The following is a 14,847-nucleotide window of genomic DNA, read 5'->3' on the forward strand; positions in this document are numbered from 1 at the left end:
TATTATCATCATTACAGTTTAGTTTCTCCGAAATAGCCGAATAAATCGTCCACGTCGTCCCCTTGATTATCGACATCCGCATTATACGGATGTTGTAGTTCGCCGTCTTTTATAAATCCGAGAATGATCGCCTCTCCTTTGGGTAGTTTTAGTTCATTTTTTCCAGCAGCAAAGGAATAGGTATGCACATCAATCATAGGCATATATTGTACCCGCAGCGCGTTTCTAACCTTAGTATCGGCCTGGCCGTAATCGTTCGCTGTAGCATCAATCTCAAGCACGGGCTTAGGCGCAAATACTTTATCGGTACTGTTAAAGTAACCCACAAGCACCTTGACCGGTGTGGCCGCTTCAAAACGCAACGATGTGCCTTCCAGCTTTTGCTTAGCGGCATCTACCATCACGGCCTGTAAACCTTCAAACTCGGGCGGCAAATGTGTAACAACAAGCTCTTGGTCGAGATACAGATTTGTACCTTTTTTCAATGTTACTAAACGCGTATCTGCAGCAAGTTTAACAGCGGCTGCTGCTAAAGTTTTTCGTCCTTTTTCCGCGCCTGCGCCATGTGTTTCCAACGCATCGATAGCCTGCTCAAAGTTAGCAAGTTCCGTTTCAAACACAGGCAGCATTTCTGTCCAGTGCTTAAACGTGGCATCGACACCACGCATAGGAATTTTACGTTGTTTGGTCTGCATACTGTTCGCATAAAGATAGCTGTCAGCAGTCAACTGCGCCAGCGTTTTATAAGCAGCTACACTTGCTGCTAAATCGGGCAAGGCCCGTTTCAAGGATTGCACATCTTTCGTATACTTATACTGCAAGACCTGCACTGCTGCTTTAACTTTAAAACTATAGTGTTTAGCGAGTGCCTCGTGTATATAAATATCATTAATCAGTCGGCGCAATTCATCTGGCTGTTTGCTCCCCACTTGCAGCTTTTGTATTTGCGAAACAGCACGCTCAGCATGTGCCACAATTTCATCTGCTACTTGTATCGGTGTCTCGCCGACATGCTGCTCACCTTTGAATTGCTTCTCGGCATAGTCGATGATCATTTCTCCCTCCGGTGCTTCCGATTCGTATAAGAGGGTAAACAAGCCATATCGATAGGGGTTGATAAGCTGGGTCATCAACATCCCGAGCGACGAGGTCTGGCGGTTGCCATCCGTAATACCAAAGCGGCGTAAGATTTTCGGAGAAATCTCGCCTACCTCATTCAACGCGGTCAATAATGCATGAGCGCTCTCATCGGTTATACCGTAGTGATCAATAAGTGCGTTGCACCAGTAGTGTTTATCTTCTTCTACGTTCGGCGTCGCCTTCCAAGCGTAACGTGCCCATGCTTTATACCACATCCAATCTCGATCAACCTGCAACAGGCGTTTCTTTGTTTTATCGGCCGTGTAGGGCCAGTCCCAATACGATGCTTGGGGGTAAATATGGATGCCATTTGACAAATGCACGTCATGCATGGCTTTTACCGACTGTCTTATAAAGTCCGGTGCAGCATACCGAAACGGCTCTAGGTTAGCAAGGATATGTACATTTTGGATATGTACTGTGCCTATTTTGCCTAAACGCTGATGCAACTCGGCCCATTTCCCGCGCGGCGTGTAGGTCGTAAGCGCTTCGCCATTGTACTTGGCCATGGTATACAAATTTTTATAAATGGGGAGTGCTTCTTTCATGACAGCAGGTGCATCGGTGTCGTGCGCGCGTAGGATCACCGGTGGCTCTACCGCACTGTTAATCGCTTGCAGGCCGTCCTTCACGCCCGGCAAAATAGTTTTCGTAAACCAATGGATATCGTCTTGCCCCACCCCCTCCATAGCTTCTCCTAATGTAATCAATAGCCCCACATTAGGGTACTTCTCCACAAAAGCGGCAATGGATTTCCGGGTGTAGTCTTCGATAAGTGGCGTGATCACGCGGTTTCGTTCCTGCGTTTTCAAACCATGCTTATCAGCGAACGGCTTGGGCAATATGATATTGTAAAACATCTGTATCACCCATATGCCCCGTTTATTGGCCTCCTCCGTCAGGAACTTATACATCTGCTCATTCTTCGCAAACGTAGCATCATCCACCTCCAGCGCATACGGGTAATCTTTCAGCTTGACCAGCGAGGAGAAGGGGTGGCCGTTCCATAAGTATAGGGTATTATAGCGGTTTTCGACAAGCATGTCTAAATAGTCCAGCCACAATTGCCGATCATAAAACCAAGGAAATAATTCCTCGGTGTAGGGATACTCATATACATCTCTGCCGGGAAGATACTCGGTTTTTTGCATCCCGATAGCGGTTCCCCGAAGCACCATCTCTGGCGCATCAACGATGGAAACGGCTTGCGCTGCGTAGTTCGCATGGCGAATCGCCTCTTCGCAACCGTAAAGCAAACCCGTTTCATCGGCGCCGATGATAACGAGCGGGGCACTCTTATCCTTTCTATAAAGCAAGAATGACTCGCTTTTAGTCAAAGACGCTAACAATGTCGGCGGCACCCACTTCCCCCAATCGTTGGCCGCCTTCACGCCAACGATAACAGCATTCTTTTTGACTTTTTTAGGCGTTAAGAGAATGTTCTTTTTCGTGTTCTGTTGTTTAGAAGCGGCCAAACGTTCCACAGCAAAATGAAATCGCTCTTCATTTTTGACGCCGTCTTTCACAAACAAAATCTCGGTGGTCTGTGCGAAGGAACTACTCAGGCTGAGCAGTCCCCAAATGAATAATAATGTAAATGATTTTTTATGTTGAAATACCATAATTTCTCTTCATCTCAAAATGCATAGGGGAGCCGATTTTGACACAGGTGCAGAAACGACTATGTCATGACCTAACGAAATCTGTGTGAACACCCATGCTTATAACGGATTTCAAAAAAACGATTTTATTGCTCGACATTCCTCTGTATAATTATCCACTTATTACAATATGTTATCATGCGAAGGATTATAAGGTAATAAAATCGTTATAATCCTGCCAAAATACTACAATAATGACCCCGCTAAGCGAATGAAAAGGACGGTTAATATGATCTTTTTTTGCAATTACGTTATTTATTTTTCAATTTTAACCATTCGTGGTTCAACAATAATTTTAAATTTATGGTGTTATAAATAAGATACACCATGTTAATTACATCACATTTATGTTAAAACAACTCTTGCTAATCGCAATTACCGTATGTTCACTTTCTGCACTAGGACAAACGAAGCCCATGCTTCCATACGCGATCCAGAAAGGCTCATTGAGCGAACAATTCACGAATTTGAGCAATCTGTCTAAATCGCAGAATGCCGACTTTAAAATTATTCGCAAAACAAATCTTGAGCTTGTACGGCGGAATGTGTTAGACTCTATATCGGTGTATCAAAAGGAAATTGCTACGTTGAAAGCCAATTCTTCCTCGTCGGTAACCACTGTAAAGAATTTGAAAGATTCCGTGAGTACACTCGATACCCAGTTGCAAGCTGAAAAACAAAAAACGGATAGCATCTCATTCTTGGGGATTGATTTTGCGAAAGGAACCTATCATACGGTTGTTTGGACCGTTATTGTTGTGTTGGCCATTGCATTTTTAGCGACGTTGGGATCATTTAGAAAGGCGAAAGTCGATACCAACGAACATAAAAAAACGACGGAAGAACTTCAGGAGGAGCTGCAAACTCTTCGTAAGAAATCCATGGAAAAAGAGCAGATCCTCAAACGGCAGCTGCTGGATGAGCAAATGAAAAGAAACTCATAAACCTTATCATAAACAAAAGAGGTTTGCTCCGTACACGACTGATGCAAACCTCTTTTGTTTAGTTCTCTGTCAGCAGCTTTTCTACAAGACCTCCCTTCTCGCTATCCACTACCAGCTTTGCTTTATTGGGTTTTCCCTTCACAATCCAGCGCACCCTAACCTCGCTCATCCCTTCAATGTTGGGTATCTCGATCTGATGAGGTATGTACTTTTGTTCTGACGTGACATTGAAATCACGATCCAGAACGCGCAAGCCTGTAATCACTTGAGCGCCTTCTAAGCGGATATGATCCGGCCGCTCTATCTTGTATTTCACATCATGATCGGAATGTGTAGGAATGATCCTGCTATTCCAAATTGTGGCATTCACTTCATACAGGTTTCCACCTAAGGGCTTTACCTCTGTATCCAAAACCTCTAGCTTTGGTGTGTGATGCGCATGGTAGATCGTAAAAGCAGCATTTCGGTGTGCATCCTCCAACAGCAGAAAGCCCGGGTGATTTCGGGTATAGTTTTTCTTCGCACCGCCGATTTCGATCTTCCCAAACTGTGGATGATCGTATTCCTTCCACGGAACATACGCATCCCCAAAAAGCAAAAGTTTGTCAAACTCATAATATTCGTCACTTTGTCGTAAACCTTGCCCAGCTTTTTCATTAAACAGTTTATAGGTCGTCATCAATTCATTGGAAAACGTAAAAACGCCCCGCGCCAAGGCAATAAAGTCGATTTCCCCACCAAAAACGGTGTAAAGATCTTTATGGATAACGATATAGTTATAGCCAGGAAGCATGCGCTCGCCCGTTTTACCAAGTGCATCATACACTTGCACATCTTTCCGCGAGTAGTATTTATCGTCTTGCGCAGCGCCCGGACCACGTAAGATCATACCACCATAATTATGGTAGGACTGTGCGCCCGCTATATTCTTATGGGTGTAGAAAAACTTTTTGACGGCTTGCGTCTCGGGCAAAGTTCCCGGGTAGTACAACGCCCCGTTTTGTACATAGTTGGGCTGCCAATTCCATCCCCAATCTCTGTTCGGATCATAAGTGCCCGTGATATCCTCATTTACTAATCCATCGCCGTCGTTGTCAATGCCCTCAAAACCCAACAATTCGTAATCGCCTACCTCGCCCGGTTTTACGACCACCATCCGGTTTGGATTTTCCGGATCTACTTTGTAACGACCCGTTTTAGACTTCCTGCGCATCATCACGATATTTCCGTCGCCATCCAAGTCGTCATACAAATCTTCCGCTATGGCACCATCGCCGTCGTTATCAAAAGGACGCCTTCCCGTGCGCGAAGAGTGCATCGTATTGGGCTCGTGGATAAAATAATCCCGCGAATCGGGGTTGATCGTGGGGGCAATATAAAATACTTTGTCCTGTAGCAACTCCTTTATAAAAGCGACACTACCGAAGTTTTCAGCCAAATACCAAGCGGTATACATGGCGATTTCGGAACCTTGAAGCTCGTTAGCATGTATATTGCCATCAATCCACATGGCCGGCTTCCTATCTACGTTTCCCTTGGAAAAGTCGGAAACCGTGAGCACCAACATGTCGCGCCCTTCATACGATTTACCGATGGATTCATAGCGAATGAGTTGTGGATACGCTTTTTGAAGATCCTGGCAAAACTGCTCAATCTGTTTATTATCATGATACCGACTCCAATTCATCGGTACTTTCGGGTTCGATGGCGAACCTATCGCGCGTAGACCGGCAATTTCTACCGCCGTTTTGCGATCTTCCGTCTGTCCGGAAACCAGAAAAGGTAGTGCAAAGCCTATAAATAGGGGTAATATAATACGATGTAATTTCATTTTAACTAGCATTTATAACGTAACTTTAATGGTACTCTCTCCTCCCGTAGGACAGCCTGCAGTAATCTCAATTGTTCCTTTCCCTTGGATAAGCCAAGAGAAATGCTGCGTTTTTCCGGCATTTAGCGTGGTGGATAACTGTAAGCGTTTGCCAGATAAAAATTTCTGATTTTTCTGCAGCTCGCATACCGTCTTCATCTTGGAGACATGTTTGATCTTATCGGCAATTTCTGGATAGGTAGGCATTAATCCAGTATTGACGATGCGTAGATCCACACGGAAAATATCATCGCCCAGTGCGGTAACCACGGGTTGCGGAAACTCAAGCTTAGGCATACTATGGAGCAACGCCAAGGTAAATGCCACATGTGCCTGATTGTTCGTCGTTAAAAACTTCTGGGGCGGATTGTTTCGAAAAACGTCAACAACGCCTCCCACTTCAACCTCTTGATTTGGGAAGTCGGGATGATTTACCCTAGTCCAAGGCAAAATTGCTCCCGCGACATTATTGGCGTTAGCCCATTGCAAAAAAGCATCGGCACCTTGACGATTTTTCCCCTTGTCAGCCTGTGCACTGGAATCCACCACCGAAGGCCACCATACAGGTGTTGAAAAACTATATTTACCCATGTGGTAATAGGCCGCACTTGAAAAATGGCCTCCCGCAATGCTTTCCTTCGGCGCAACGCCCAAGCCAGATGTAGCCTTCGCGTAAAGATCACTTACATAAGTAGACACCGTAGCATCATTCGCCAACCATGAACCTATGATGCGGTCGCTCGCTCTGCCTTGATCAAACCGTTCGGGCTCGCTGAGGTTATTCCCAAAGCCAAAGTGCACCACCGTAGCAATTTGGGGATTGTCAAAAATTAAATCTACGATCGCTCGTGTTTCGGGTTCAGAAGCAGCATAATCGCCACTTTCCGCTGTGAATGCCGGATAATTAAACGTAAAATTACGATTGATGTTGACGCCGCCATCACCATCTTCACCAAATAGACCATCCTTGTCTTTGTCCATCCCCTCTGCATACAGCTCGTAGGCGCCCCGCTCCCCTTTTTGTTGATCGGCTTCGACAAGGTAATGGGCATACTCCTTATGAGCAATGTATTTGCCTCCGAGTGATCGAACGCGCATTTGCGAAATAACGCCATCTTTGTTAAGATCTTCCAACGGATCCTCATTTAACCGTCCATCACGATCGTTGTCGATGATCCGCGCATTTCCCGAAAGCCAAACAGCAGCAGCAACGTTCCGTTTATAAGCATCCGGGTTGAGCATAGGGACGATCCAGATGGAGTGGTCTTTCAGGAGCATAGATAAGGAATCTTTGGGCAACTCCATTATATTTTTGGCCAGCGCTACAGCACTCAGTATGCCTGCCGGATGCTTGCCATCAATACCCGCCACAACCAGTAAGGTGGGTCTTGGCTTTGGCGACTGTTGAATTTTAATGATGGGAATATTTTCGCCCCCATAACTTTTCCCAATAGCGGCGGTTCCAGCCCCAGATTGTCGCACCAAACCATTAATTTGGGCGCTGAGCTGCGAATAAGAGGGATAATCGAGCTGCGACCAGCCCAAAAAAGGATAAAAGACCAGAATGGCAAGAATGTGTATCTTCATAGATAGAGGTATAAAAATAATGTTGACTAGAAATCAGCCCTAATCTAAGCAATGCATACGAAAAAGTCATCGAAGGAAAGGTAAAATTTCTTCTACAAAAGTCCTGCTTTTTTCAAGACGCTACTTCCCTATAAACGATGCAGCATGTGTACAAAAAAAGCGATTACAACATTTCTATTGCTATTGAAAAGCGTAGCATCTAGCAGGCTTTTATCGCTGCGACCATTCTTCAGGAATGCGGCGATACCTGTTAATCAATGGCCCTTCCATATAAAAATAAAATTATTATCACTAAGCGTTTTGCTTTTAAATAGATATAGCGTATTTTTGCCTTCCAAAATCTAAGTGTGAAAATACACTTGTTTTAAATTGATTAATAATTATTTAGTCCCTATAATATGCCCAATATTGGTAAAATAGCGCAGATTATCGGCCCCGTAGTTGATGTCAACTTCGCCGACAATGACAATCTTCCTAAGATTTATGATGCATTGTATATTGAGAAAGACAATGGCCAACGCATCGTGCTGGAGGTTCAACAACACTTAGGCGAGGATCGTGTCCGCACAATCGCCATGGACGCAACGGAAGGTTTGGTTCGTGGAATGAAAGTCGTTGATACCGGAGCTCCGATTAAAATGCCTGTTGGTGAAGAAATCAAAGGTCGCGTTTTCAACGTGGTGGGTGACGCTATCGACGGTATTCAAAACTTGGATAAATCAAACGGTCGCCCTATTCACAATACGCCGCCAAGATTTGATGAGCTTTCAACCGAATCAGAGGTTTTATTTACAGGTATTAAAGTTATCGATTTGTTAGAGCCTTACGCTAAAGGTGGTAAGATTGGTTTATTCGGTGGTGCCGGTGTTGGTAAAACAGTATTGATCCAGGAGCTTATCAACAACATCGCGAAAGGACACGGTGGTCTATCGGTATTTGCTGGTGTAGGCGAGCGTACCCGTGAAGGTAATGACTTATTGCGTGAGATGTTGGAGTCCGGCATTATCAAATACGGTGAGCACTTCATGGAAGGCATGGAAAAAGGGGAATGGCCGCTTGATCAGGTTGACAACGAATTGATGAAGGAATCAAAATGTACATTCGTCTTCGGACAAATGAACGAGCCTCCTGGGGCACGTGCGCGTGTTGCGCTTTCCGGGCTTACTGTTGCAGAATACTTCCGTGATGGTGATGGCCAAGGTCAAGGTCGTGACGTCCTTTTCTTTATCGATAACATCTTCCGTTTCACTCAAGCAGGTTCTGAAGTATCTGCCCTATTAGGCCGTATGCCTTCAGCGGTAGGTTACCAACCAACGCTTGCTACGGAGATGGGCTTAATGCAAGAACGTATTACATCAACCAAAAACGGATCCATTACTTCTGTTCAGGCCGTATACGTACCTGCCGATGACTTAACTGACCCTGCGCCGGCAACAACATTTGCTCACTTGGATGCAACGACCGTATTATCACGTAAAATCGCTGAGCTAGGTATCTATCCTGCGGTAGATCCATTGGATTCTACATCAAGAATTTTATCACCAGCAGTATTGGGCGATGAGCACTACAACACGGCACAACGTGTAAAAGAAATCTTACAACGTTATAAAGAGCTACAAGATATCATCGCCATCTTAGGTATGGACGAATTATCGGAAGAAGATAAATTAACGGTACACCGCGCACGTCGTGTTCAACGTTTCCTATCACAACCATTCCACGTAGCAGAGCAGTTTACAGGCTTAAAAGGTGTGTTGGTTGATATTAAAGATACTATCAAAGGTTTCAACATGATCATCGACGGCGAAGTAGACGAGTACCCTGAGGCAGCATTCAACCTAGTGGGTGGTATCGATGACGCTATCGAAAAAGGTAAAAAACTATTAGCAGAAGCAGTTTAAAAATAGTAGTTAGTATTTAGTAGATAGTATATAGATAGAAATGCTACCTGTTCGTTGGTAAAAGGTCTACACTTTACACTAGCTACTAAATACATAATGAAAGGTCTGTAAGTAAATAGCATATAGGCAGAAGCAAATGACTAATTTGCTGGCAAATCATCTATATACTCATAAAGGTCTACATACTTAATACTAAGTACTCAATACTTTTCAAAAAATGAATTTAACAATCATCACACCAGATAAATTAGCTTACGAAGGGCAGGTTACAGCAGTTACTGTTCCTGGAAGCGCTGGCTCTTTTCAAATTTTGAAAGACCACGCCCCTATTGTATCTACTTTAGAGGATGGAAAAGTCATTATTCAAGCCAATGATGGGCAGATTATTCTGGTCATTAAAGGCGGCGTTGTGGAAGCAAAGGACAATAACATTACCGTATTAGCTGAAGGAATCATTGAAGAATAACTGACGAGAATACACGTAAAAAAAGCCCTTAAGACTTCCACGTTTTAAGGGCTTTTTTTATAACTCCGTTGAGGATTTGAAGCATTTTAAGAAGAATTTCGATGAATTTCACAATCCGAGGAAAAACATAAAAACATACCCAATCTCATTTTAGTCTATTAACGAAAGTACAATATTTTGTAAATAGACTTTATTGTGAAATTTAAATTTGTGGATATTGATATTATGAAATATTAAACTTTTTCAAAATATACACTTTTACTATTGTAAAGAATTTTGATTAGAACTAACTTAACAAAAGTGAAATTCATCTGCGTGCTATCTGGGGGAGGTAACAGATTTCGAGAGCAGATATAAGCAACAGCATACATGCAATATTACAGTCAGGAAACGTACATCTATTTGAATGGAGATTTCGTGAAGGCGGCGGAAGCCGGCGCTGATTTCTTTGGTCAATCGCTTCATTACGGCTATGCCGCATTTGAGGGGTTACGTGCATATAGCACGCATCATGGGATACGCATTTTTAAAGCGGAGGAGCATTTTGATCGTCTGGAAAAATCCTGCGAAGCCATTAATCTTCCCTTTTCGTGGGACAGGCAATTGTTGATTGCCAGCACCTACGAGCTCCTTAGCAAGAACAACCTGCGTGCGGCCTACATACGGCCATTGGTATTTTCCGGACCGAACATGCATCTCACAGCGGCCAGCTCATCCAACATCATGATAGCGGCATGGGAATGGGGGCCCTACCTGGGACAAAACCTACTCCGCGTCTGCATCTCTGATGTGGAACGTCCAAATCCGAAATCCCTTCCCATTGATGCGAAAGTATCCGGACAATACGTAAGCTCGATATTAGCGACAAGCGATGCCATTAAAAGAGGTTTTGATGAAGCTTTATTGCTTGACCAAGAGGGCTATATCGCGCAAGCATCAAGCGAGAACTTATTTATAGAAAAAGATTTTAAATTATACACACCACCATTGGGAAATGTGTTTCCAGGTATTACACGCCAAACCGTGATTGCGCTCTGCAAAGAGCTAAACGTCGATATCGTTGAGAAAAAGCTCACTGTCGCGGATATCTTAGCTGCGGATAGTGCTTTCCTTTGCGGAACAGCGTCAGAAATCATCGGCATCAAAGAGGTTGACGGCATGGCATACGAAGAGGACTGGGAACATACCATCGGTGCATCTATCCAAAGGAAATACAAAAAATTAGTTTTAGAAGAAGAGAATTATGAAGTCATCATCTGACCAGGAAACAGCATTAAATAAATACAGCCGCATCTTTACACAAGATGAAACACAGCCTGCTGCTAAGGCCATGCTATATGGTATCGGGCTGACCGATGCCGATATGGAAAAGGCACAAGTCGGCATTGCGAGCATGGGCTATGATGGGAACACCTGTAATATGCACTTAAACGACCTTGCCCAGATAGTAAAAAAAGGCGTTTGGGGTAATGATCTTGTAGGGCTTACATTTGGTACCATTGGTGTTAGTGACGGGATGAGCAACGGTACGGATGGTATGCGTTACTCTTTAGTATCTAGAGATGTCATCGCAGATAGCATTGAAACCATCTGCGGGGGCCAGTACTACGATGGGCTTATTGCCATTCCAGGCTGTGATAAAAACATGCCAGGCGCCGTGATGGCCATGGGTAGGCTAGATAGGCCCGCGATCATGGTCTACGGCGGAACGATTGCACCAGGACATTACAAAGGACAAGAGCTTAATATTGTTTCGGCTTTTGAGGCCTTGGGTCAACGCCTGTGTGGCAACCTTTCCGATGAAGATTATGAAGGTATCATCAAACATACCTGCCCCGGCGCTGGCGCATGTGGCGGCATGTACACGGCAAACACCATGGCTGCAGCTATCGAGGCGCTAGGCATGAGCTTGCCCTACTCTTCCTCAAACCCTGCTGAGTCCGAAGATAAAAAGACAGAATGCATCGACGCCGGCAAATATATCCGCATACTGTTGGAAAGGGATATCAAACCTACCGATATCATGACCCGCAAAGCATTCGAAAATGCCTTGCGCACCATTATCATTTTAGGCGGCAGTACCAATGCCGTATTGCACTTTATTGCGATAGGAAAGTCTGTTGGCGTGGATATCTCCCAAGACGATTTCCAACGCATGTCAGATGTAACGCCTGTATTGGCAGACTTTAAGCCGTCAGGCAAATATCTGATGCAAGACCTGCACCAATATGGTGGAACACCAGCGGTCATGAAATATCTATTGGATGAGGGTTTATTACACGGCGAGTGCATGACCGTGACGGGTAAAACTGTTGCAGAAAACTTAGCCGATGTGAAATCCATCATCGACTACAATCAACCGATAGTAAAGCCCTTAAGCAACCCGATCAAAGCAACGGGCCACTTACAGATTTTGTATGGAAACCTGGCCGAGAAAGGATCGGTAGCGAAGATTTCAGGAAAAGAAGGCGAAAAATTCACGGGGCCAGCGCGCGTTTTCGATGGCGAACACGAATTGGTAGAAGGTGTTGCAACAGGACGTATCAAACCTGGAGATGTTGTTGTCATTAAAAACTCAGGCCCCAAAGGTGCGCCGGGCATGCCAGAAATGTTAAAGCCGACCTCCCTAATTGTCGGAGCGGGTTTAGGAAATTCGGTGGCATTGATCACAGATGGCCGCTTCTCGGGCGGAACGCATGGATTCGTAGTAGGCCACATCACACCCGAAGCATATTCTGGTGGATTAATTGGTTTGGTCGAGGATAATGATATTATTGAAATCGACGCGGTGAACAACTCCCTGCATCTCGATGTGAGCGATGCCATTATAGCAGAAAGACGTGCAAAATGGATACAGCCGGCATTAAAAGTTAGCAAAGGGGTGTTGTACAAATACGCAAAAACCGTAGCAGATGCTTCAGAAGGCTGCGTAACGGATCAATAGAGAATTAAAGGGGAAATTTAGACATTAAAAAGCTAGAACGTCAAATAATGTTTTGACATTTTACTTTTGACTTTTGACTTGAAAAAAATGAGTACACTGGAAAAAATGGAAGTAAAGCTTGAAGAGCAGACGGCAGAGCAAACAACATTAAGTGGTTCGCAAGCCGTCTTGGAAGCTTTAATCCACGAGGGCGTAGATACCATATTTGGTTACCCGGGTGGTGCAATTATGCCGATTTACGATGCGTTGTATGATTACAACGAGAAGCTGACGCATATTCTGGTTCGCCATGAGCAAGGAGGAATACATGCGGCGCAAGGTTATGCACGCACGTCTGGACGCGTCGGTGTCGCATTTGCGACAAGCGGCCCGGGCGCAACAAACTTGGTCACTGGCCTTGCCGATGCCATGATTGATAGCAACCCCATCGTCTGTGTCACCGGCCAGGTATTTGCATCATTATTGGGTACAGATGCCTTCCAAGAGACTGATATTATCAACATCACCACACCGGTTACCAAATGGAACTATCAGGTGACGGACGCCACAGAAATTCCAAGTGTGCTAGCCAAAGCCTTCCACATCGCGCAAACAGGAAGACCTGGGCCTGTACTAATCGACATCACGAAAAGTGCACAATTGCAGTTATTCGAATACGAAGGTTACAAGAAATGTGATCATATCCGCAGCTATCGGCCTAAACCGATTGTCCGCAAAGAATATATAGAGCAAGCGGCTGCACTGATCAACCAAGCGAAAAAACCATTCGTCATTTTTGGACAGGGGGTCATTTTAGGACGGGCTGAGCAGGATCTAAAAAACTTTATTGAGAAGGGCGGTTTCCCAGCAGCGACAACCGTTATGGGTCTAAGTGCCCTGGAAACAAACCATCCACAACATGTTGGTATGCTTGGTATGCATGGCAATTATGCGCCAAACGTCATGACAAACGAGTGTGATGTCTTAATCGCCATCGGTATGCGTTTTGACGACCGCGTAACCGGTCGTTTGGATAAGTATGCGAAACAGGCAAAGGTTGTTCATCTGGATATTGATCCGGCCGAGATTGATAAAAACGTAAAAGCAACGGTTCCAGTATGGGGCGACTGTAAAGAAACGCTTCCTTTATTGACCGAGTTGTTGCAAGAAAATGATCATAGTGCGTGGTTAGCACAGTTCCGCGAGCTCGAAAAAGAAGAAATTAAAGAAGTCATCCACGATGAATTAAATCCGACTTCCGACGTTATGACAATGGGTGAAGTAATTCGCGTATTGAACGAACTAAGCGGTGGTGATGCCATTATCGTTACCGATGTTGGTCAACACCAGATGGTCGCCTGTCGGTATGCGCAATTTAACAGCTCAAAGTCCAATGTTACTTCGGGAGGTCTAGGCACCATGGGTTTTGGTCTTCCGGCAGCCATTGGCGCTTGGTATGGTGCCCCACACCGTGACGTCGTAGCCATTATCGGCGACGGCGGTATACAAATGACCATACAGGAGTTAGGCACAATCATGCAATTCGGTGCTAAAGTGAAGATCTTGATTCTAAACAATGAATTTTTGGGCATGGTACGACAATGGCAGCAATTGTTTCACGACAAACGCTATTCATTTGTCAACATCACCAGCCCAGACTTCGTAGCCGTAGCCAAAGGATATTATATCGAAGGCAACAAAATCTCTGAGCGTAAAGATCTGCACACGGCCGTAAAAACCATGCTCGATCACGATGGCGCCTACCTATTAGAAGTAATGGTTGGCAAAGAAAACAATGTTTTCCCCATGGTTGCACAAGGGACAAGCGTATCGGAGATAAGACTAAAGTAAAAAGTCAAAAAAGTGATAAGTCAAAATTAAAAAGTAAGAAGTTAAAAGACGGAAAAGTGATAAGTCAAAATTAAAAAGTAAGAAGTTAAAAAATGGCAACTGGTGGTGATAAAGTATTTGATATTAAAGAGCGAACATTTTTGTTTGCTAAAGCGGTCATCTTCTTCGTCAAAACGGTTAAGATCGAACGTGTTTTTATGTCTCTTTTTGTTCAACTTGTTCGAAGTGCCACTTCTGTAGGTGCAAATATTGCTGAAGGAAAATCGGGCTCATCACGAAATGACTTCTTGAAATTCCACATCATCGCACTGAAATCTGCTAATGAAACAACGTATTGGCTGAGGTTGATTAAGGACACATTGGAAGTTCAGGTAACAAAAATCGAAGAATTGATCGAGGAAATCGAAGAAATTACGAAGATTCTGGCGACAATTATTTTGAAGAATAAAGCAGCTTCAAGTGTGTAAGCTCCAGCTTTTTTTACTTTTTAATTTTGAATTTTAA

Annotated in this window: 10 protein-coding genes; 7 read left to right on the plus strand and 3 right to left on the minus strand. The window is 44.3% G+C overall.

Features of this window, described 5'->3' with window-relative positions; all coding sequences use genetic code 11:
- Nucleotides 1-11 precede the first annotated feature (11 nt).
- Nucleotides 12-2,762, minus strand: coding sequence for an alpha-d-galacturonidase (locus B0I21_RS16880; protein WP_133641654.1), 2,751 nt, complete (start codon nucleotides 2,760-2,762; stop codon nucleotides 12-14).
- Between the two features lie 386 nt (nucleotides 2,763-3,148).
- On the opposite strand from B0I21_RS16880, the gene B0I21_RS16885 reads away from it, so the two are divergent.
- Nucleotides 3,149-3,745, plus strand: a complete 597-nt coding sequence (locus B0I21_RS16885; protein WP_133641655.1) for a hypothetical protein — start codon at nucleotides 3,149-3,151, stop codon at nucleotides 3,743-3,745.
- A gap of 58 nt (nucleotides 3,746-3,803) precedes the next feature.
- On the opposite strand, the gene B0I21_RS16890 is transcribed toward B0I21_RS16885, so the two are convergent.
- Together B0I21_RS16890 and B0I21_RS16895 are read right to left on the minus strand one after the other, a co-directional pair.
- On the minus strand, nucleotides 3,804-5,576 hold the full coding sequence (locus B0I21_RS16890) for a M14 family metallopeptidase (RefSeq protein WP_133641656.1): 1,773 nt from the start codon (nucleotides 5,574-5,576) through the stop codon (nucleotides 3,804-3,806).
- A 12-nt stretch (nucleotides 5,577-5,588) separates the two neighbouring features.
- Nucleotides 5,589-7,202 carry a M14 family zinc carboxypeptidase gene (locus tag B0I21_RS16895; RefSeq protein WP_133641657.1) on the minus strand — a complete coding sequence of 538 codons (1,614 nt, stop codon included), beginning with the start codon at nucleotides 7,200-7,202 and terminating at the stop codon, nucleotides 5,589-5,591.
- A 398-nt stretch (nucleotides 7,203-7,600) separates the two neighbouring features.
- Here B0I21_RS16895 and atpD point away from each other — a divergent pair, with 398 nt between their 5' ends.
- The 6 genes from atpD to B0I21_RS16925 all read left to right on the plus strand — a co-directional run bounded on the left by atpD (nucleotide 7,601) and on the right by B0I21_RS16925 (nucleotide 14,810).
- Entirely contained in the window at nucleotides 7,601-9,103 is a 1,503-nt protein-coding gene (atpD, locus tag B0I21_RS16900; RefSeq protein WP_133641658.1) for a F0F1 ATP synthase subunit beta, read from the plus strand.
- Between the two features lie 217 nt (nucleotides 9,104-9,320).
- The gene (gene atpC / locus B0I21_RS16905) at nucleotides 9,321-9,569 is read left to right on the plus strand and encodes an ATP synthase F1 subunit epsilon (protein WP_133641659.1); all 249 of its coding nucleotides are present in this window, start codon (nucleotides 9,321-9,323) and stop codon (nucleotides 9,567-9,569) included.
- A gap of 369 nt (nucleotides 9,570-9,938) precedes the next feature.
- On the plus strand, nucleotides 9,939-10,829 hold the full coding sequence (ilvE, locus tag B0I21_RS16910) for a branched-chain-amino-acid transaminase (RefSeq protein ID WP_133641660.1): 891 nt from the start codon (nucleotides 9,939-9,941) through the stop codon (nucleotides 10,827-10,829).
- Nucleotides 10,813-12,513, plus strand: coding sequence for a dihydroxy-acid dehydratase (gene ilvD / locus B0I21_RS16915; protein WP_133641661.1), 1,701 nt, complete (start codon nucleotides 10,813-10,815; stop codon nucleotides 12,511-12,513). Before ilvE ends, ilvD begins: the two co-directional genes overlap by 17 nt.
- Before the next feature lie 87 nt (nucleotides 12,514-12,600).
- Nucleotides 12,601-14,343, plus strand: a complete 1,743-nt coding sequence (ilvB, locus tag B0I21_RS16920) for a biosynthetic-type acetolactate synthase large subunit (RefSeq protein WP_133641662.1) — start codon at nucleotides 12,601-12,603, stop codon at nucleotides 14,341-14,343.
- A gap of 92 nt (nucleotides 14,344-14,435) precedes the next feature.
- The gene (locus tag B0I21_RS16925) at nucleotides 14,436-14,810 is read left to right on the plus strand and encodes a four helix bundle protein (protein WP_133641663.1); all 375 of its coding nucleotides are present in this window, start codon (nucleotides 14,436-14,438) and stop codon (nucleotides 14,808-14,810) included.
- Nucleotides 14,811-14,847: the final 37 nt, after the last annotated feature.

Origin of the sequence: Sphingobacterium paludis, assembly GCF_004364125.1 — a bacterium.
GTDB classification, from domain to species: Bacteria; Bacteroidota; Bacteroidia; order Sphingobacteriales; family Sphingobacteriaceae; genus Sphingobacterium; species Sphingobacterium paludis.